We start from the raw sequence: 17,864 nt of genomic DNA, 5'->3' as shown, positions 1-17,864 counted from the left end.
CCGGCGGTCGGGGCTTTCCGATCCATCGCGCTCGGCGGCCGGTGCTGTTTGCGTCGCCGCGGGGCTTTCGGGGTGGTCGTTGAGGCGATGCGATCCGCGGTTGCCGCCATGAAGATCGCCGCCGCCGGAATCGTCGCCGTCGCTTCTGCGCTATATTCGGCGGGAGTTCCAGGGGGAATGGATGACCATGCAGCGCTGGCCGATCGCCGCCGCCGTGACCTGTGCCGCCGCTGCAGGCTGTAGCGAAACGCCACAAGGCATCGCGGCACAAACCGCACGCCGGCCACAGCAGGCCGGCCCGACGCATCCGCTCGTCACCGCCGCTCATCTTGCCGGCGTCGAGGCTGCGGGCCTGACCGGCGACCAGCGCGCCATGCAGGGTCATATCGAAGCCATGCATACGGACAAGATGCGTTCCATGCATCTGGCCGATCCCTCGCGCCGCATCGACCACGAAGCCGCCCGCGCCGCCGCGCGCCCGCTGCAAGAAGGCGTGCAATCCGCCGTGTGGATCGACAACGCCGACCTGCTGGTGCTGGTCGGCGGCGGTAGCCGGGGCAAGCTCACCGGACCCCGATGAATGATCGTGCTCAGCGAATCGACAACAGTATCGAGACCAGGGCCGCTCACTCCGAAACTTTTTAGTCGTGCAACCACAAGGAGAGAAACATGCGTTTGATTCGTTGGAGTTTGGCCATCCTGCTGCTCGCTGGTCTGACCGGCTGCCAGTCGTCGTTGATGGTGAAGTCGGGCGGCTCGGCGCCGCAGCCGGAGCCGGGCAAGGCGTTGGTGGTTTTCATGCGGCCGTCGTCGTTCGGCGGCGCGATCCAGTCGTCGGTGTACGACACGCATGCGAAGCAGGACAAGTTCATCGGCATCGTGTCGAGCAAGACCAAGGTCGCCTACCAGGCCGAGCCGGGAGAGCACCTGTTCATGGTGATCGCCGAGAACGCGGATTTCATGGTGGCGCATCTGGATGCGGGCAAGACCTACTACGCGCTGGTCAGCCCGCGCATGGGCGTGTGGAAGGCGCGCTTCTCGCTGTTGCCGATACACAACCAGGCCGGCGCGAAGTACAGCACGCAGTCGTCCGATTTCCGCGAGTGGATGGCCAAGACCGCCTGGGTCGACGTCACGCCGGCCGCCGAAGCCTGGTACAGCGAGCACGCTGCCGACATCACCGCGAAGAAGCTCGACTACATGCGCCGATGGAACACGGCCGATGCCGAGCAGCGCGCGGAGCTGACGCTGCCGGCCACCGATGGCATCTAGCTCACACTGCCTTTCGCTTGACCCATGAAGAACGGCGCCGTATCGCTACGGCGCCGTTCTCGTTTCCTTCAGGCGATGGGCGCCCCGCTACCCCACGCACACTTTCCGTCATTCCACGATGGTCTCCTGGACTGCAGCCACCTTCTGCGTGGCATGCGTGACGGCGGGATTGGCGACCGCTTCGCCGGGGCCAAAAAACAAAGCCAAAGAGGACTTCTCCCGCAGCCTCCCATTGGGTGACGCAGAGGCCTCCGGACGTTCGGCTGCGTCAGATGGGCGGACTGTTTTCTCCGGAGCGATCGAGTGACATCGCGGCCGATCGTTCTCTACGTTCTCTACGTATGCGAGAGCCGCAGCAGCAGCCGAACGAGCTCGGCTTGTCGCCGGGTCTGGGTCTTGTCGAACAGCGAGCGCAGATGGGTGCGCATGGTGTTGATGGTGACCCCGCCTCTTTCGGCAGCCTGAGCGAGCGACATGCCCTGCATCATCCATTGCGCGAGCTGGGCTTCGGCGGTGGTGAAACCCCATTGGTCCTGCAGGCCGGTGCGAAGGCAGGCGGCATTGCCGGGGGCGACGCTCTTGACGAAGGCGATCACCCGGATATCGAACTCGGACCATTGCGTGCCGGCGACCATGCCGGCGGGACAGAACTTGATCGTGCCCGCCACCACACCGTCGCGTGCGTGCAGGGGCTGGATGAATGGCCGGGTGGCCTGACTGGCGCAAAGCTGGGGCAGGGTGCGTCGCAGAAGCTGCTCGTCGGCGGGCCAGTGCAGGCACAGCCGACCATCGGGCCGGCGGGCGAACAGGTGGTCGGCCTCCATCTGCTGCGCCACGACGTTGCAGAATTTCAGCTGGCCGCGCGCGTTGAGCAGCAACACGCCATCGGTCAGTTGATCCAGCGCGGCGTGGAAGCTCTGGCTTTCGTGGCGCAGCCAGCCCAGCCGTTGCTGCAGCGCGTAGGCGTTGCACAAGTGCGGCAGCAGCGACCGCGCCAGTTCGCTCTCCTGCTCGCTGTAGTGGCCGGTTCGCCAGTCCCGGTTGATGGTTAGCAGGGCCATGTCCTCACGCCCCCGCGCATGCATGCATAGCGCCATGCCGTGACCGATGCGGGCCTCGTCCATGAACTCGGCGTAGAACCGCGTAGCCCTGAGTTCGGACTCGGGCATCAGCCCGCGATCGTCGGCGATGCCATCGAGCAGCAACGCATAGGCGCCGCGCTCGAACCAGGGGTGCTCATAGGACAGCGAGGGATGCAGCGCCATCAGCCGCGACGACAGGCCGACGGCCATCATCAGCTGGCCGTGCCGATGGGCGTGGTCGTGGACCTGCACGGTCACCACATGAGAGCGAAATGCCTGCGCAACCTGATCCAGGAACGGGTTCCAGTCGGGTGCACGAAGGTCCATCCCGTAAAGGGCGTCGATCAACTGCGTGCTGCGCCGGCGATCCACTTGCAGTCTCTCAGTGGGCGACATGTCCCAACGTGATGCCTCATCCGTATGGATGATGACAAGCTAAAAACCTAGCAGTAGAAAGATGGTCAACGTGTGAACCGGCAAAGTCCGGGACACCGTTGGCGGCGCCCGACGATGGACTGTCTGGCGCCGCCGGGGCGCGGTAGACAAGAACCGGCGTTACATGGGCGTGCTGGCTGCGGGCGGTCGCGGGCGGTCATGGGCGCCTGCACATGGCGCGGGGTTTTTTCGATCGCAAAAGCTTCACGCAATCAACCGGAGTCTACGGCGCACAGCGACGGCCGCTCCGCTGCCAAAGCCCATCGACACCTCCAGCCGGAGAACAACATGATTTCCCGAAGGCGTTTCCTCCAGTCCACGCTCACCGCTGCGCTGGTGCCTCTTCTGCCGCGCGTCAGTTTCGGCACCACACTGAAAGTGCGGCAGGACTGGGGCACGTTCCGTACGACGCCGATGTTCCAGGTTTATCTCAATGCGGTAAGCCGGATGAAGGCCAATACCAACTCCGCCGATCCGTCCAGCTGGGCGTACTGGGTGAACGTGCACAAGAACTTCTGTCCCCACAGCGTCGCGTACTTTCTTGCCTGGCACCGCGGGTTCCTGTTTCGATTCGAGGCGCAGTTGCGCAAGGCGGCAGCGAACACCGCCCTGACCATTCCCTACTGGGATTACTACACCACCCCGCAAATGCCCATGGAGTTCACCGACCCTACCTCTCCCCTCTATATCGCCAATCGCGCCGGCACGGATGTGACCAACGCGCTCAGCCTCAATCCCTTTGCCGACACCGTGATCAACTTCCAGCGCGGCCTGACCGACGCGTTCGAGCCGACGCTGGAAAGCCTGCCGCACAACCCGGTGCACAATCTGATCGGTGGCGCGATGGGCAGTGTCACGATATCGCCAAGGGATCCGATCTTCTGGGTTCACCACGGCAACATCGATCGGCTCTGGACGGCCTGGTGCCATGCCGGCAACGGCCGGACCATGCCGCCTCGCACCGACCCGTACTGGTCGGGGTCGTTCAATTACGGCCCAGCGGTAGCCACCATGGCGCGTACCTGGGCGATCTCCGAAACCGGCCTCGGCTATCAGTACGACAACGAAATCATGCCCACCACGTTGCCTCCGCCACCTCCGCCCGCGCAACCTGCGGCCGTGACGTTGCAGGCGCTGTCGTCGCCGGTACCCGGCGCACTGGCGATGTCGCTGGGAGGTGGCCAGGACCTCGCGCTGAACGAAAGGTCGGTCAGCATCGTGGTGCCGCTGACCCAGGCGGACCGCAATCAGGTGCGATCGCTGCTGCTGAAGCAGGCCGCGCGGAAAGTGCAGGCACAGGCCGACAACTCGTTGCGAATCGTGCTCACCGGCGTCCGCCTGACCGGGCTGGGCAAGCAAGCCGGCTACTTCTACAAGATCTACATCAACCTGCCTGCACAGCCGGGTGTATCCCAGCCGGAGACGACGTATCTGCTGGGTACGCTGGGGGCGTTCGAGATCACCGGCAAGTTGAACCATCTGGCGATGAAAGGCATGGCGATGTCGACGGCCAGCGACGGCGTGCAGCTGGTCTATCCGGCCACCGATGCGCTGGCCCAGATCGCACCGGCCAACCTCGACAAGCTGATCATTTCCTTCATCCGTGTGAACGGCAGCAAGCCGGTGAAGAAAGGCACCGTGATCACCGTGAAGGAGTTCAGGGTGGAGACGTCGGGCACGGCATCGTAAGGAGATCAGGGGCGGCGGCAGGCACGATGGCATGAGGAGCTGGATTGAAGGGTGTGGGTGGTCATGCCGGGGGCGTCGCCGATGAGCGCCCCGCACAGCCACCTGGCCTGACGCCAATCAGGCGAAGGCGGAAGACGCGTTCGCGGAAAAGCGGTCTCCCGCGTTCGCGCTGTGGCTTCAGAGGACTGCAGCGGCGCCGCGAACGCAGCGCCACTGGGAGCGCCACCGCGGGCCCCTCGCGGCGAGCCGCGGCCGCTCGGCTCATCGATTCATGCCGGCCATCGTCAGCAGCACCCCGGCGAGGCTCTTGAGGTCCTGCGCGTTGTGCTGCGCCACCCGGCGCAGATTCCGCGCGGAGCCGCCCCGCAGGTAGGTGAGCCACGCCGCAGGCGCCTCCGCGCCGGGCAGGTCGTCCTCGCGCACCACGCCAAGCAGCTGCCGTTCCGCCGTGGCCAGACGGCAGTTTTCCCATTGGCCTTTCCAGTGGCGGCGTACCGGATGAAGCAGGTCGAGATGGCCCAGGCCCAGCAACGGATTGGACATGCGCGCCAGCCGATAGCGCGTGGCCAGCAGCGGCGCGTCGTAACACTTGCCGTTGTAGCTGACGAGCACGGTGTCGTCACCGAGCCAGCCGGCGAAGGCGCGCAGCAAGGCGGACTCGGCAGCCATGCTGGTGATGGTGAGCTGACGAATGCGGAAGCGGCCGTCGAGCCAGTCGGCCGCGCCGATCATGAAGGCACGGGTGCCGGTGCCGCCGGCGAGGCCGGTGGTTTCGGTGTCGAAGTGCAGCAGGCGCCCGTGGTGCAGCGGCTCCATTCGCGCGAAGGTGGCGTCGATGACGGTCGGCGGGGTGAGCCAGTCGACGCAGGTTTCGGTATAGCGCAGGCCGGGGACAAGTTCGATGCCGGGGACGTCGCGGTCGGTGGATGCCGGAGTGCTGGTGCCGCGCTTCAGGTGGGCATGGCGTTGGAGGAGGCGACGGAGGTCGGGCGAGAGTGGCTGGTTGGGGGTGATTCTCCTAGCTTCATGCCGCGGCGCTCCCTGGCTGCTCCCGGGGAAGTCCGCGGTGGGGTGGCCGTTCGGTTTCGGTTTTACTTCGTCACGCCCGTCCCGAGCCGTGCCGAAGGGCTCAGCGTGAGCGGAGGCTGGCGAGGGAGCGCTGGAGCGAAGTGCGGACGGCGCAGGCTGTCCCGCCTCGGCGTGCAGTTGGCGAAGTCTGTCGAGCAGTGCACTCACAGCGCCACCAGCAGGGCGAGCACGCGCAACGCCAGGGCTTTCGGGGCAGTGGTGTCCGGGCCATCCGCCGCCGTGTCGGTTTGACGGCACGCGGCCGTTTCGTCGGCGGCGCTTTCCGCGGCAGCCAGCACCGGGCCGACGCAGCCGGGGCAACCGGCGCGGCAGTCGCAGCGTTCGATCAGGGCGATCGACTGGGCAATCAGATCTTCGCGGCGAAGGAACAGCGGCTCGCTCTGGCCGATGCCGCCGGGAAAGGTGTCGTAGAGGTAGACGGTTGGCGTGAACGGCGCATCCGGCGGCAGCGCCGTCGGTTGTCCGTCGCCGCTGCGCAGCTGGCCGCGGCCGTGCAGGTCGGCACTGACGAACCATGCGCCGTCACCCGAGCCCACGGCTTTCTGCAGGTCGCGCGCTTCGGCCATCACCGCCACGGTGGCCACGATGTGCAGCGCGTAGGCGGCACCGAGAAAACCGTCGAGTGCCTGCTGCCGATTCTCGAACGCCGATTCCAGCACCCGTTGCGGGAGTTGCCACCACACCGCCGTGGTGTGCAGCTCCTGGTCCGGCAGGTTGACCGGTCCGTAGCCGATGTTCTCGTGCGAGTAGAAGCGGATCTTCTTGTAGCCGGGCACGCGGCGCACCACGTGTACCTCGCCGTGATGCGCGTGGCCGCAGCCGGCGTGCGAACTGTCGAAGCAGTCGAGCACCTTGAGCTTGGTGTAGTCGATCGCATCGGTGTAGTAGTCGACGCTGGTGCGCGTGACATAGGCCTTGCGGCCCTCCCAGTCCAGCCGCTCGACCTGGTAGGGCGTGGACTGGATCATGTGGATGGCGCCTTCGTACAGCGTCACCGGCACGGCCGAATAGTCGACCTCGGCGATGATGGTCTGGCGGCCGTCGGTGCGATCGACGACCACGAAGTTGCCATCCGCCACCGAGCGCAGCGACACGGCGATGGCCGGGTAGCTGTCGGCGATCCATTCCCAGCGATCGCCCTCACGATGCAGCACGCCTTCCTCGCCCAGCACATCGAGCCACGGCGTGGCGACTTCGGTGCCGAACATCTCGTCGCCGACGAACGGCAGCTCGAACGCAGCGCAGCGGATGTGGTCGAGCAGGATCAGCGGCTGATCGGCATGGATGCGGGCGTGCTCGGGCGTGGCCCCCTGGAAGAATTCCGGATGGCGCACCAGGTATTGATCGAGCGGATCGGAGCCGGCCACCAGCACGCCCAGTGCCGCTTGCTGGCGCCGGCCGGCGCGGCCGAAGCGTTGCCAGGTCGCCGCGACGGAACCGGGGTAGCCGTTCAGCACCACGACGTCGAGCGAGCCGATGTCCACCCCCAGTTCCAGCGCGGAGGTGCTGACGATGCCGTCGATCGTGCCCGCGCGCATCTCGCGTTCCGCCGCGCGGCGTTCCTTCGGCAGGTAGCCACCGCGGTAGGCCCGGATGCGTGGTGGCTTGCGCGGATCGTGGTCGAACACGTCCTTCAGGTACTTGGTGAGCACCTCGACCATCGTGCGCGACTGCGCGAACACCAGCGTCTTCATGCCCGACTTGATCGCCAGCCGCGCGATGCGATTGGTCTGCGAGCGGGCCGAGGCGCGCAGGCCGAGGTCGGAATTCACCACCGGCGGGTTCCACAGCAGCACGTGCTTGTCGCCGGTGGGCGCGCCGCTTTCGGTGATCGCGGTGACGGCATCCTCGATCAATGCCTCGGCGTGTTCCTGCGGATTGCCGATGGTCGCCGAGGACAGGATGAACTGCGGCGTCACGCCGTAGAACGCACACACGCGCTTCAGCCTTCGGATGACATTGGACACGTGCGAGCCGAACACGCCGCGATACGTATGCACCTCGTCGATCACCACGTAGCGAAGGTTCTCGAAGAACTGCGCCCACTTGGTGTGATGCGGCAGGATGGCCTGGTGCAGCATGTCCGGGTTGCTGACCACGATGTCACCGTGCAGGCGGATCGCCTGGCGCGCATCGCCGGGCGTGTCGCCGTCGAAGGTGAACGCCTTCACGCCAAGCTCGCCGGCCTGGTTCAACTCCAGCAGCTCGGCCACCTGGTCCTGCGCCAGCGCCTTGGTCGGAAACAGGTACAGCGCCTTGGCGTGATCGGTCATCGCCGCGCTGATGACGGGCAGCGTGTAGCACAGCGACTTGCCGGAGGCCGTGGGCGTGACGATGGCGACGTGCGCTCCGGACTGCGTGGCCTTCCAGGCCGAGGCCTGGTGGCTGTAGAGCTGGTCGATGCCGCGCGAACGCAGGGCCTGCGCCAGTGCGGGCGGCAAGCCATCGGGCAGGGGCGCGAACGATCCTTCCTGGCCGGGCACCATGAACGCACTGGTGATCCTCGCGGCATAGCGCTTCGACAGCCGCTGCGCCAGCGTGCGGCCATCGCCGGGCTCGCGCAGCACGAGGTCGTCGGTGGCGTAGCGGTCAGGCAAGGCGTTCATGGCATGTCCCCGGAAATGTGGGGGCATTAGGCCGGGGCGGTGTCTCAGCGGGTGAGATGGTGTCGCCGGCTCGGTGCGACCCCGGGTGAGGCCCTTCGTACGAGAATTGACGTCGACGACTGGCGGCGTGTTTCAGTGGCCCCAGGTCGCGAACATCACCAGCGCGGCGGTGGCCATCGCGGCCGTCGCCATCCAGCCGAACAGCTTCAGCGGCCATGGCATGGTGAATTCGCCCATGAGCTTGCGGCTCGAACCCATCAGCATCATCACGACCATCAGCGGCACGGCAGCGACGCCGTTGATCACCGCGCTCCAGTACAGCGCCTTGATCGGGTCCAGCGGAGTGAGGTTGAGCGCGATGCCGAGCAGGGCGGAGCCGATCAGCACGCCGTAGAAGAAGCGGGCATCACGCGGCTTGCGTTCCAGTCCGCTGCGTTGGCCGAATGCATCGGAAACGGCGTAAGCGGTGGCGCCAGCCAGCACCGGCACCGCCAGCAGGCCCGTACCGATGACGCCGGCGGCGAACAGCGCGAACGCCAGCGGGCCGGCCAGCGGCCGCAGCGCTTCGGCAGCCTGCGCCGAGGACTGGATGTCGGTCTTGCCGTGGGCGTGCAGCACCACGGCGGCGGTGAGGATGATGAAGAACGCGATCAGGTTGGAGAAGACCATGCCGACGGTGGTGTCGATGCCGATCCGCCGCAAGGCGCTATGCGCCTGCTCGGGCGCTTCGCGCAGCGCCTTGCGCTGCCGGCTCGAGTCGATCTCCTCCACCTCCTCCGCCGCCTGCCAGCAGAACAGGTACGGGCTGATCGTGGTGCCAAGCAGGGCGACCAGGCCCATGGCGTACTTTGCATCCCAGCTGATGGGCGGCATCACGATGCTCTTCAGCACGGTTGCCCACGGCACCTCGATCACCAGCACCGTGGCCACGTAGGCGAACAGGCTCATGGTGAGGACCTTGAGAAACGGCGAGTAGCGCGTGAACGGAATGAAGATCTGCAGCACGATCGACAGTGCCGCAAAGCCAGCGGCGTACAGCAGCGCCGGGCCGCCGATCAGCAGTTTCAGCGCCGCGCCCATCGCACCGATGTCGGCCGCCAGGTTGATCACGTTGGCAATGAAGACCGATGCCACCAGCACATAGACCAGCGTGCGCGGGTAATGCCGGCGCATGCCCTCCATCAACCCGTGACCGGTGACCCGGCCGATGCCGGCGCTGATAGCCTGGATCGCGATCATCAGCGGCATCGTGACCAGCGCTGCCCACAGCATGCCATAGCCAAACGCGGCACCCACCTGAGAATAGGTGGCGATGCCGCTGGGGTCGTCGTCCGCCGCGCCGGTGATCAGGCCAGCGCCGAGGTTGGCCCATGGCGGAGTTTCCGGGCCACCGTCTTCAGTGTTGGTGCGAACGGCCATGCTGGTGTATCCGGTGCGGGAGCAGGCTAAGGTGAGGGTGGACGGCCATTGGACTGCAATGCGGGCATGGTCGCAGCCTCAGGGCTCCGCTGCGTCGGCGCGGTGAACGCCATGGCTCGTTGGCGTCGCGGCCTGCCGACGGGCAACGGCGCCGCATCGCCTCGCCGCCGCTGCCCGGATCAGCCTGGCGCGCCTCTCAGAGCGCTTCGAAAATCCCCGCCGCGCCCATGCCGGTGCCGATACACATCGTCACCATGCCGTACTTCTGCTTGCGGCGACGCATGCCGTGCACCAGTGTGGCGATGCGTACCGCGCCGGTGGCGCCGAGCGGGTGGCCCAGAGCGATGGCGCCGCCGAGCGGGTTGACCTTGCTGGCGTCGAGGCCGAGGTCGCCGATAACCGCGAGGGCCTGGGCGGCGAAGGCTTCATTGAGTTCGATCCAGTCAAGCTGGTCGCGGGTGAGGCCGGCCTGCTTGAGCGCCTTGGGGATCGCTTCCTTCGGGCCTATCCCCATCACTTCCGGCGGCACGCCGGCGACGGAGAAGCCGACGAAGCGGGCCAGCGGCTGCAGGCTGTATTCCTTTATCGCCTTTTCGCTGGCCAGCAATACAGCGCCAGCGCCGTCGGACATCTGCGAAGAGTTTCCGGCGGTGACGGTGCCACCGAACTGGCCGTTGCGGAACACGGTCTTGAGCTTGCCCAGCACCTCCAGCGTGGTGCCGGCACGCGGGCCTTCGTCGGCGCCGATGATGCGGTTGTCGGTGACGATGCCGCGGGTGGCGAGGTTGGGGTAATGGTCGTCCAGCGCGAACGGGCTGATCTCTTCGTTGAACTCGCCGGCGGCCTGGGCGGCCAGGGCGCGACGATGGCTCTCCACGGCAAACGCGTCCTGCTGTTCCCGGCTCACCTTCCATTTCTTCGCCACGTTCTCGGCGGTGATGCCCATGCCGTAGGCGATGCCGATGTTTTCGTCGTTGAAGATCGCAGGGTTCATCGCGATCTTGTGGCCCATCATCGGTACCATGCTCATGCTCTCCGTGCCGCCAGCGAGCATGAGGTGATCCTCACCGAGACGGATGCGGTCGGCGGCCATCGCCACGGCCTGCAGGCCGGACGAACAGAAGCGGTTGACGGTGACGCCGGGCACAGTGTCGGGCAGACCTGCCAGCAGCAGGCCGATGCGCGCCACATTCATGCCTTGCTCGGCTTCGGGCATGGCGCAACCGACGATGACGTCGCCGATGCGCGCCGGGTCGATGCCCGGAGCCTGCGCCATCACGGCACGGATCACGTGGGCGAGCATGTCATCGGGACGGGTGTTGCGGAACACGCCGCGCGGCGCCTTGCCGACCGGGGTGCGGGTGGCGGCGACGATGTAGGCGTCCTGGATTTGCTTACTCATGGTCTTCGGTCCTGATGGAGTGGAAACGGGGAACAGGGAACGGGGAACGTGCGGGTGGCGCTTGTTTGGGGCTGCCGACACTGACGTTTCGTTCTCTCACCCTCCAAATCAAAAGAGCTTGGGAACCGGGTTGGGCAGGGCAGTGACCACAACTTGCTGTAGTCCACACGTTCCCTGTTCCCCATTCCCTGTTCCCTCTGCCGCTCAGTTCCTGAGCGGTTTGCCGGTGCTCATGGTGTGGGCGATGCGGGCTTGGGTTTTCTCGGTCTGCGCCAGTTCCACGAAATGCTTGCGCTCGAGTGCCAGCAACCACTCCTCGTCCACCGTCGAGCCGCGTTCGATCACGCCGCCGCACAAGGTGTCGGCGATGCGCGTGGCGATGTCCACGTCGTGCTCGGAGGCGAAGTAGCCGGCCTGCAGGTTGGCCAGCGAGGCCTTGAACGTGGCGGTGCCCACGTCGCCGGCGACCGGGATGGCACGGGCCGGCAGCGGCGGGCGGTAGCCACTTTCGGCCAGTGCGTTCGCCACCTGCTTGGCGACGTAGAGCAGCTCGTAGGCATTGAACACCACCACGTCGCCGTCGCGCAGCAGGCCAAGCTGCTTCGCTTCGAACGCGCTGGCGGAGACCTTGGCCATCGCCACGGTCTCGAACACCTTCTTCAGCTCCTCGAATGGGTCGGCCGGGTTTGCCTTGGCGGCGCGCACGGCCAGTTCATGCAGGCCGCCGCCGGCCGGCAGCAGGCCGACGCCGGCCTCGACCAAACCGATATAGCTTTCCAGCGCTGCCACGGTACGGGCCGAATGCATCTGGAACTCGCAGCCGCCGCCGAAAGCCATGCCGCGCACAGCGGATACCACCGGCACCAGCGCGTACTTGATCGCCATGCTGGTGCGCTGGAAGTTCTCCACCATCTTCTCGAAATCGGCGATCTTGCCTTCCTTGAGCAGACCCAGCGCGCCCTTGAGATCCGCGCCGGCGGAGAACGGCTCGCCGGTCTGCCAGATCACCATCGCCTTGAGCTTTTCCTCGGCCAGCTTGATCGCGTGCTGCACGCCGTCGAGCACGAAGTCGTTGACCGTGTTCATCTTGGTCTTGAACGAGAGGATGCCGATGCCGTCATCGCCCAGCGTCCACAGGCGCACGCCGTCGTTCTCCCACACGGTGGTGCCCTGGTCGAACTTCTCGCCGATCAGCGGATCGGGGAACAGCTGGCGCTGGTACACGGGATGCTGCGAACGGGGCTTGTCGGCGTTGGCGCTGGCCGAGTACGAGCCATCCTTGCCGTGGACGCCTTTGCGGCCATCGGTGACCCACGCCGGCAGCGGCGCCTTGCTCATCGCCTTGCCGGCGGCGATGTCTTCGTTGATCCAGCCCGCGACCTGCTGCCAGCCGGCGGCTTGCCAGGTTTCGAACGGGCCGAGCTTCCAGCCGTAGCCCCAGCGGATCGCGAAATCCACATCGCGCGCCGTGTCGGCGATGTCGGCCAGGTGATACGCGCTGTAGTGGAACAGGTCGCGGAAGCTGGCCCACAGGAACTGCGCTTGGGGATCGCCCGACGCACGCAGCTTGCCGAACTTCTCGGCCGGATCCTTGACCGCCAGGATCGCTGCGACTTCGTCGGACGGTTTCTGCTCCGATGCGCGGTAATCCTTTGCGGATGGGTCGAGCACCACGATGTCCTTGCCGACCTTCTTGTAGAAGCCCGCTCCGGTCTTCTGACCCAGCGCGCCACGATCGATCAGATCCTGCAACCACACCGGCGCCTTGAAGTAGGGGTGCCACGGATCTTCGGGCAGGGTGTCGGCCATGGTCTTGATGACGTGCGCCATGGTGTCGAGCCCGACGACGTCGGCGGTGCGGTAGGTGGCGCTCTTCGGGCGGCCTACGGCCGGGCCGGTCAATGCGTCGACGGTATCGAAACCCAGCTTGAACTGCTCCGTGTGATGCATGGCGGCCAGCATCGAGAACACGCCGATGCGGTTGCCGATGAAGTTCGGGGTGTCCTTGGCGATCACCACGCCCTTGCCGACCGTGGTGACGAGGAAGGCTTCGAGGCCTTCGATCACGGCTGGGTCGGTGAGTCTGGTCGGAATCAGCTCGACCAGATGCATGTAGCGTGGCGGGTTGAAGAAATGCACGCCGGAGAAGCGGTGGCGCATCTCTTCGGGCAACGCTTCGGCCAGTTGGTTGATCGACAGGCCGGAGGTGTTGGAGGCGATGATGGCGGTCTTCGACAGATGGCCTGCGATCTTCTTGTAGAGATCGAGCTTCCAGTCCATCCGCTCGGCGATGGCCTCGATCACGAGGTCGACATCCTTCAGATGATGGAGGTCATCGTCGTAATTGGCTGCGACGATCGCCGCGGCGAGGTTCTTGTCGGCCAGCGGGGCCGGCGACAGCTTGCCGAGGTTGGCGATGGCCTTCAGCGCGATACCGCTCTTCGGACCTTCTTTCGCGGGCAGATCGAACAGCACGGTTTCGACGCCGGCATTGGTCAGGTGCGCGGCGATCTGCGCGCCCATGACGCCCGCGCCCAGCACGGCGGCCTTGCGTATGCGCAGTGTGGGGCTGGTTGACGAGGCAACGGTCATTGGCTTCTCCGGGGAACAAACAGAAATGGATGATTGAGGCGGGAAATCAGGGGTGGCTCAGGCCGGCTGCGGCAAAACGAATGAGATGCTGCGCGGTCTGCTCGCGATGGGCGTGCTCGCTGACGTCACTCTTGCGCTGGATCATGCCGAAGCCGGACATCGCGTGAGTCAGAGCACCTGTGACCAGGTCGATGCGCCAATACAGCTCCGGCTTGCTCAGCTGCGGCAGCAGCCGGGCGAACTCGGCGGTGAACTGACGCATCACGTGGCCATAGTTTGCCGACAGGAACTGGCGCAGGGTGTCGTCATGTTCGGCGAAGGCGCGTGCCAGCACGCGCATGAACAAGGAGCCGCTACCATCGTGCGAAAGGTCAAGCGCCGGGCGGATGTAGGCATCCAGCACGTCTTCCACGCTGGTGTCGGGAGCGCCGGCAATCCTGGAGAGCGCGGCCAGCCGGCTGGCGTTCAGCGCATCCAGCCGGCGGCGGAACACCTGCTCGACCAGCTTTTCCTTGGATCCGAAGTGGTAGTTGACCGCCGCCAGATTGACACCGGCCGCGGCCGTCAACTGGCGCAACGAGGCGCCATCGAAGCCGCGCTGCGCAAACAATACTTCGGCGGCGGCGAGTATCCGTTCCTTGGTCGAGCCAGAGCTGTTCACTGCGGAGCACCCATCAGCCGAATGGCTAGTTCAAACGATCGTTTGAGGATACGCGGAGGGCTCCGCAGCCGTCAAACCGGGGCGGTTGCAAAGCGCAGGTTATTTGCGTATGAGTTAGAATCTGTCAAACTTTCATGAGCTAAGGCCTCAATCCTTGTCAGGTTTAGCTCATCTGCCGGCCCTAACTGGCCACGACCCTTTTCCTTAATCCGTTTCCCCCGGAGCAGACCCGTATGGCGCTGGAGCGCACCCTTTCCATCATCAAGCCCGACGCCGTTGCCAAGAACGTCATCGGTGAAATCTACGCACGCTTCGAAAAGGCCGGCCTCAAGATCGTGGCCGCGAAGATGAAGCAGTTGTCGCGCAAGGAAGCCGAAGGCTTCTACGCGGTGCACCGCGAGCGTCCGTTCTTCAAGGCACTGGTCGACTTCATGATCTCCGGCCCGGTGATGATCACCGCGCTCGAGGGTGAAAACGCCGTGTTGGCCCATCGCGATCTGATGGGTGCCACCAATCCGAAGGAAGCCGCGCCCGGCACGATCCGCGCCGACTTCGCCGATTCCATCGACGCCAATGCCGTGCATGGCTCCGATGCGGTCGATACCGCCAAGGTGGAGATTGCTTATTTCTTCGCCGCGACGGACGTGCTGTCGCGCTGAGCGATTCCATAGTTGTGAGGCATGCGTTGTGAACCAGGTCGTTGTGAATCCACCTGCCAAGGTCAATCTGCTCGATTTCGATCGCCAGGGTCTGCGTGATTTCTTCACGCAGATCGGCGAGAAGCCGTATCGCGCCGAGCAGGTGATGAAGTGGATCTACCACGATCTGGAAGACAACTTCGAAAACATGACCGACGTGGGCAAGGCGCTGCGCGCCAAGCTCACTGAGGTCTGCTATATCGGGGTGCCGAAGACCTTGCTGGACAAGGCCGCCACTGACGGCACCCACAAGTGGCTGCTGGGCATGGACAGCGGCAACGCGATCGAGACGGTATACATCCCCGAACCGACCCGCGGCACCTTGTGCGTTTCCTCGCAGATCGGTTGCGCGCTGAACTGCAGCTTCTGCTCTACCGGCGCGCAGGGCTTCAACCGCAACCTGTCCACGGCCGAGATCATCGGCCAGGTATGGGTGGCGGCGAAGTATCTGGGCAACGTCACCCACCTGAACCGTCGCATCACCAACGTGGTGATGATGGGCATGGGAGAACCACTGGCCAACTTCGACAATGTCGTGCGGGCGATGCGCCTGATGCGCGACGACCTCGGTTTTGGGCTGGCGGCCAAGCGCGTCACGCTGTCCACTGCAGGCATGGTGCCGCTGATCGATCAGTTGTCTGACGCCATCGACGTGTCGCTGGCGGTATCCCTGCATGCGGCGAACGACGAGCTGCGCACCGAGCTGGTGCCGATCAACAAGCGCTACCCGATCGCCGAGCTGTTGGCAGCCTGCCAGCGCTGGGTCGCGCGCAAGCCGCGCACCTCGATCACCTTCGAATACACCTTGATGAAGGGTATCAACGACCAGCCCGAGCACGCCCGCCAGTTGATCAAACTGATGCGCAAGCTGCCCACCTGCAAGGTCAACCTGATTCCGTTCAACCCGTTCCCCGGCACGCGATACCAGCGCTCGGATGCGAACGACATCCGCGATTTCCAGACGCAGCTCCTCAACGCCGGTGTGCTGACCATGTTGCGGCGTACCCGCGGTGATGATATCGATGCTGCCTGTGGCCAGTTGGCCGGACAGATCACCGATCGCACGCGGCGCAGTGCCGATCTTCGCAAGCGGCAGGATGAGGGGATATTGCATGCGAGTTGACCGGGTACTCGTTTTCAGCCTGCTGCTGCCGCTGGCGGGTTGCGTCACCACGCGTACGGATAGCAGCAGTCTCGGCAAGAGCATGCCGCAAAGCAGCAAGGCGGACCAGGCGGTGGATGCCGCGCGCATCCATACCGAGCTGGGCCAGCGCTACATGGCCAATGGCGACCTCGAGACGGCGCTTGAGAAGCTGACCAAGGCTTTGCAGTTCGATCCGAACTATGCACCGGCCCATACGGTGATCGCCGTCCTGTACGAGCGCATTCACAAGCTGCCCGAGGCCGAGGAGCATTACCGCAAAGCGGTGGCCCTGGAGCAGGGCAAGGGTGCTCCCAACAACAACCTGGGCGTGTTTCTGTGCCACGCAGGCAGAGCTGCCGAGGCGAATGGGTATTTTCGCAAGGCGGTGGCCGATCCGTTCTACCAGACGCCCGACGTGGCGCTGACGAACGAAGGCGTGTGTCAGTTGCGGGCCAACGATGTAAAGGGGGCCGAGGCGAGTTTTCGTGACGCCATCGCGCGAAATCCCAATAACGCAGAGGCACTCTTCCAGCTTGCCAACACGCTCTATCTGAATAAGGATATGTTTCGCGCCAGGGCTTTCATCCAGCGGTTCGACGCACTGGGTAAACCTACGGCCGCCTCACTGAAGCTTGGTCACGACGTCGAATCCCGTCTGGGCAACCCGGAAGGTGCCCTTGTCTACAGCAAGCGATTGCTCAGCCAGTTCCCGGATTCGGAGCAGGCGCACACTCTCGAACCTGCCGCCAGCCCATGACATCCACGCAGTCCGATCCGAACGAACAACACGAGTCGAGCAAGGTCGATTTGTTCGGCGCTCATTTGATTTGTGGAGACCAGCCTTCCTCACAGCCCCACGGCGTGAGTTTCGGCAGTCGGCTGCATGCGGCGCGTGAAGCTCGTGGATGGGATCTCGAGGCTTGTGCGCATGCCCTGAAGCTGCCCGCCCGAGTGTTGCGCCAATTGGAGCGCGATCAGTACGACGGCATCGACTCGAAGATCTACCTGGGCAGCTATATCGCCAAGTACGGCCACCATCTCGGCATCAACGAGGCAACGATCCAGGTCGAAGTGGATCGCATTCGCCAGATCGAACCACCGCTGGTGGCCACTGGTGGTATCTCGCATTCCCGCTTTCTGTTCGATCGCTATGCCACAGCAGCGACTTACGTCGTGCTTACTGCGGTGATCGTGGTGCCGATGATCTGGCTTGGCGTGCGCGGCACCATCGATCGCGACCTCAGCCACCTGGCGCCGCTGGATGCAACACCGGTGGCTCAGGTGGACGCGCCGGCCGCAAAGGTTGCCGTCAGCCAAGCCCCGGGTAGCCTCCTGACGGCACCGGCGACTTCGCCCAAAATCATGCTCCCGAAGGTGCAGGATCAGGATCAGCCGCTGATGGCATCGATGGCGGCGTTCCCCAGTCTTGAGAGCGCCAACCTGTCGTCGCCGGTCAAGCCTGCTGCGGTCGATGCCGGCACCGGTGGCCATAGCCTGACGCTCAACCTCAATGCAGCCAGCTGGGTCGAAGTGACCGGATCGGACGGCGCTCGCCTGGAGTACGGCCTCTTGCCAGCCGGCAGCAGCAAAACTTATCGCAGCGATCAACCTCTGGAAGTGCGCATCGGCAACGCCAATGCTGCGCAGATCAGCATCGACGGCCAGTCGGTGACCCTGGATGATTTCCGCCGCGCCAACGTGGCCCATTTCCGCTTGCAGATGCAGGACGGCAAGGCTTCCGCCGCAAGCCTCTGATCACCGGCCCGGACGCTCCG

General features: G+C 65.0%; 14 protein-coding genes. 7 read left to right on the top strand and 7 right to left on the bottom strand.

From position 1 onward, the window contains the following. Positions 1-181: 181 nt before the first annotated feature. Both ACFPME_RS00460 and ACFPME_RS00455 read left to right on the top strand, forming a co-directional pair. The gene (locus tag ACFPME_RS00460; RefSeq protein ID WP_377300924.1) at positions 182-580 is read left to right on the top strand and encodes a hypothetical protein; all 399 of its coding nucleotides are present in this window, start codon (positions 182-184) and stop codon (positions 578-580) included. 89 nt (positions 581-669) lie between these two features. After that, positions 670-1,272 carry a hypothetical protein gene (locus tag ACFPME_RS00455; protein ID WP_377300922.1) on the top strand — a complete coding sequence of 201 codons (603 nt, stop codon included), beginning with the start codon at positions 670-672 and terminating at the stop codon, positions 1,270-1,272. A gap of 335 nt (positions 1,273-1,607) precedes the next feature. Here ACFPME_RS00455 and ACFPME_RS00450 read toward each other — a convergent pair whose 3' ends face one another. Then, positions 1,608-2,750 carry a helix-turn-helix transcriptional regulator gene (locus ACFPME_RS00450; RefSeq protein ID WP_377300920.1) on the bottom strand — a complete coding sequence of 381 codons (1,143 nt, stop codon included), beginning with the start codon at positions 2,748-2,750 and terminating at the stop codon, positions 1,608-1,610. A gap of 327 nt (positions 2,751-3,077) precedes the next feature. Here ACFPME_RS00450 and ACFPME_RS00445 point away from each other — a divergent pair, with 327 nt between their 5' ends. Continuing rightward, a complete protein-coding gene (locus ACFPME_RS00445; RefSeq protein ID WP_377300918.1) occupies positions 3,078-4,478 on the top strand; it encodes a tyrosinase family protein in 1,401 nt (466 codons plus the stop codon). 261 nt (positions 4,479-4,739) lie between these two features. Here ACFPME_RS00445 and ACFPME_RS00440 read toward each other — a convergent pair whose 3' ends face one another. The 6 genes from ACFPME_RS00440 to ACFPME_RS00415 form a co-directional block, all read right to left on the bottom strand. Beyond that, positions 4,740-5,714, bottom strand: a complete 975-nt coding sequence (locus ACFPME_RS00440; RefSeq protein WP_377300916.1) for a ribonuclease H-like domain-containing protein — start codon at positions 5,712-5,714, stop codon at positions 4,740-4,742. Further along, positions 5,711-8,173, bottom strand: a complete 2,463-nt coding sequence (locus ACFPME_RS00435; RefSeq protein ID WP_377300914.1) for a DEAD/DEAH box helicase — start codon at positions 8,171-8,173, stop codon at positions 5,711-5,713. The genes ACFPME_RS00440 and ACFPME_RS00435 overlap by 4 nt, the downstream gene beginning before the upstream one ends. A gap of 132 nt (positions 8,174-8,305) precedes the next feature. Continuing rightward, entirely contained in the window at positions 8,306-9,592 is a 1,287-nt protein-coding gene (locus ACFPME_RS00430) for an Nramp family divalent metal transporter (protein WP_377300911.1), read from the bottom strand. Between the two features lie 196 nt (positions 9,593-9,788). Further along, the gene (locus tag ACFPME_RS00425; RefSeq protein ID WP_377300909.1) at positions 9,789-10,994 is read right to left on the bottom strand and encodes an acetyl-CoA C-acyltransferase; all 1,206 of its coding nucleotides are present in this window, start codon (positions 10,992-10,994) and stop codon (positions 9,789-9,791) included. 204 nt (positions 10,995-11,198) lie between these two features. Continuing rightward, positions 11,199-13,586, bottom strand: a complete 2,388-nt coding sequence (locus tag ACFPME_RS00420; protein ID WP_377300907.1) for a 3-hydroxyacyl-CoA dehydrogenase/enoyl-CoA hydratase family protein — start codon at positions 13,584-13,586, stop codon at positions 11,199-11,201. 46 nt (positions 13,587-13,632) lie between these two features. Beyond that, positions 13,633-14,247 carry a TetR/AcrR family transcriptional regulator gene (locus tag ACFPME_RS00415; protein WP_377300905.1) on the bottom strand — a complete coding sequence of 205 codons (615 nt, stop codon included), beginning with the start codon at positions 14,245-14,247 and terminating at the stop codon, positions 13,633-13,635. A gap of 233 nt (positions 14,248-14,480) precedes the next feature. Here ACFPME_RS00415 and ndk point away from each other — a divergent pair, with 233 nt between their 5' ends. Genes ndk through ACFPME_RS00395 form a run of 4 tightly spaced genes read left to right on the top strand, consistent with a single transcriptional unit; the run spans position 14,481 to position 17,844 of the window. Further along, entirely contained in the window at positions 14,481-14,906 is a 426-nt protein-coding gene (ndk, locus tag ACFPME_RS00410) for a nucleoside-diphosphate kinase (protein ID WP_140656098.1), read from the top strand. A gap of 28 nt (positions 14,907-14,934) precedes the next feature. After that, the gene (gene rlmN, locus ACFPME_RS00405) at positions 14,935-16,068 is read left to right on the top strand and encodes a dual-specificity RNA methyltransferase RlmN (RefSeq protein WP_377300903.1); all 1,134 of its coding nucleotides are present in this window, start codon (positions 14,935-14,937) and stop codon (positions 16,066-16,068) included. Beyond that, a complete protein-coding gene (pilW, locus tag ACFPME_RS00400) occupies positions 16,058-16,846 on the top strand; it encodes a type IV pilus biogenesis/stability protein PilW (RefSeq protein ID WP_377300901.1) in 789 nt (262 codons plus the stop codon). Before rlmN ends, pilW begins: the two co-directional genes overlap by 11 nt. Then, a complete protein-coding gene (locus tag ACFPME_RS00395; protein WP_377300899.1) occupies positions 16,843-17,844 on the top strand; it encodes a helix-turn-helix domain-containing protein in 1,002 nt (333 codons plus the stop codon). Before pilW ends, ACFPME_RS00395 begins: the two co-directional genes overlap by 4 nt. Positions 17,845-17,864 lie beyond the last annotated feature (20 nt).

It is taken from the genome of Rhodanobacter umsongensis, assembly GCF_042654965.1.
In the GTDB taxonomy this organism is placed as follows: domain Bacteria; phylum Pseudomonadota; class Gammaproteobacteria; order Xanthomonadales; family Rhodanobacteraceae; genus Rhodanobacter; species Rhodanobacter umsongensis.
This window is presented reverse-complemented; position numbering and strand designations above follow the sequence as displayed.

What these genes read in the sequence shown, in the direction of transcription:
- ACFPME_RS00460 (WP_377300924.1), top strand. Translation starts at nt 182, where the DNA reads ATGACCATGCAGCGCTGGCCGATCGCCGCCGCCGTGACCTGTGCCGCC.
- ACFPME_RS00455 (WP_377300922.1), top strand. Translation starts at nt 670, where the DNA reads ATGCGTTTGATTCGTTGGAGTTTGGCCATCCTGCTGCTCGCTGGTCTG.
- ACFPME_RS00450 (WP_377300920.1), bottom strand. Translation starts at nt 2,750, where the DNA reads ATGTCGCCCACTGAGAGACTGCAAGTGGATCGCCGGCGCAGCACGCAG.
- ACFPME_RS00445 (WP_377300918.1), top strand. Translation starts at nt 3,078, where the DNA reads ATGATTTCCCGAAGGCGTTTCCTCCAGTCCACGCTCACCGCTGCGCTG.
- ACFPME_RS00435 (WP_377300914.1), bottom strand. Translation starts at nt 8,173, where the DNA reads ATGAACGCCTTGCCTGACCGCTACGCCACCGACGACCTCGTGCTGCGC.
- ACFPME_RS00430 (WP_377300911.1), bottom strand. Translation starts at nt 9,592, where the DNA reads ATGGCCGTTCGCACCAACACTGAAGACGGTGGCCCGGAAACTCCGCCA.
- ACFPME_RS00425 (WP_377300909.1), bottom strand. Translation starts at nt 10,994, where the DNA reads ATGAGTAAGCAAATCCAGGACGCCTACATCGTCGCCGCCACCCGCACC.
- ACFPME_RS00420 (WP_377300907.1), bottom strand. Translation starts at nt 13,586, where the DNA reads ATGACCGTTGCCTCGTCAACCAGCCCCACACTGCGCATACGCAAGGCC.
- ndk (WP_140656098.1), top strand. Translation starts at nt 14,481, where the DNA reads ATGGCGCTGGAGCGCACCCTTTCCATCATCAAGCCCGACGCCGTTGCC.
- pilW (WP_377300901.1), top strand. Translation starts at nt 16,058, where the DNA reads ATGCGAGTTGACCGGGTACTCGTTTTCAGCCTGCTGCTGCCGCTGGCG.
- ACFPME_RS00395 (WP_377300899.1), top strand. Translation starts at nt 16,843, where the DNA reads ATGACATCCACGCAGTCCGATCCGAACGAACAACACGAGTCGAGCAAG.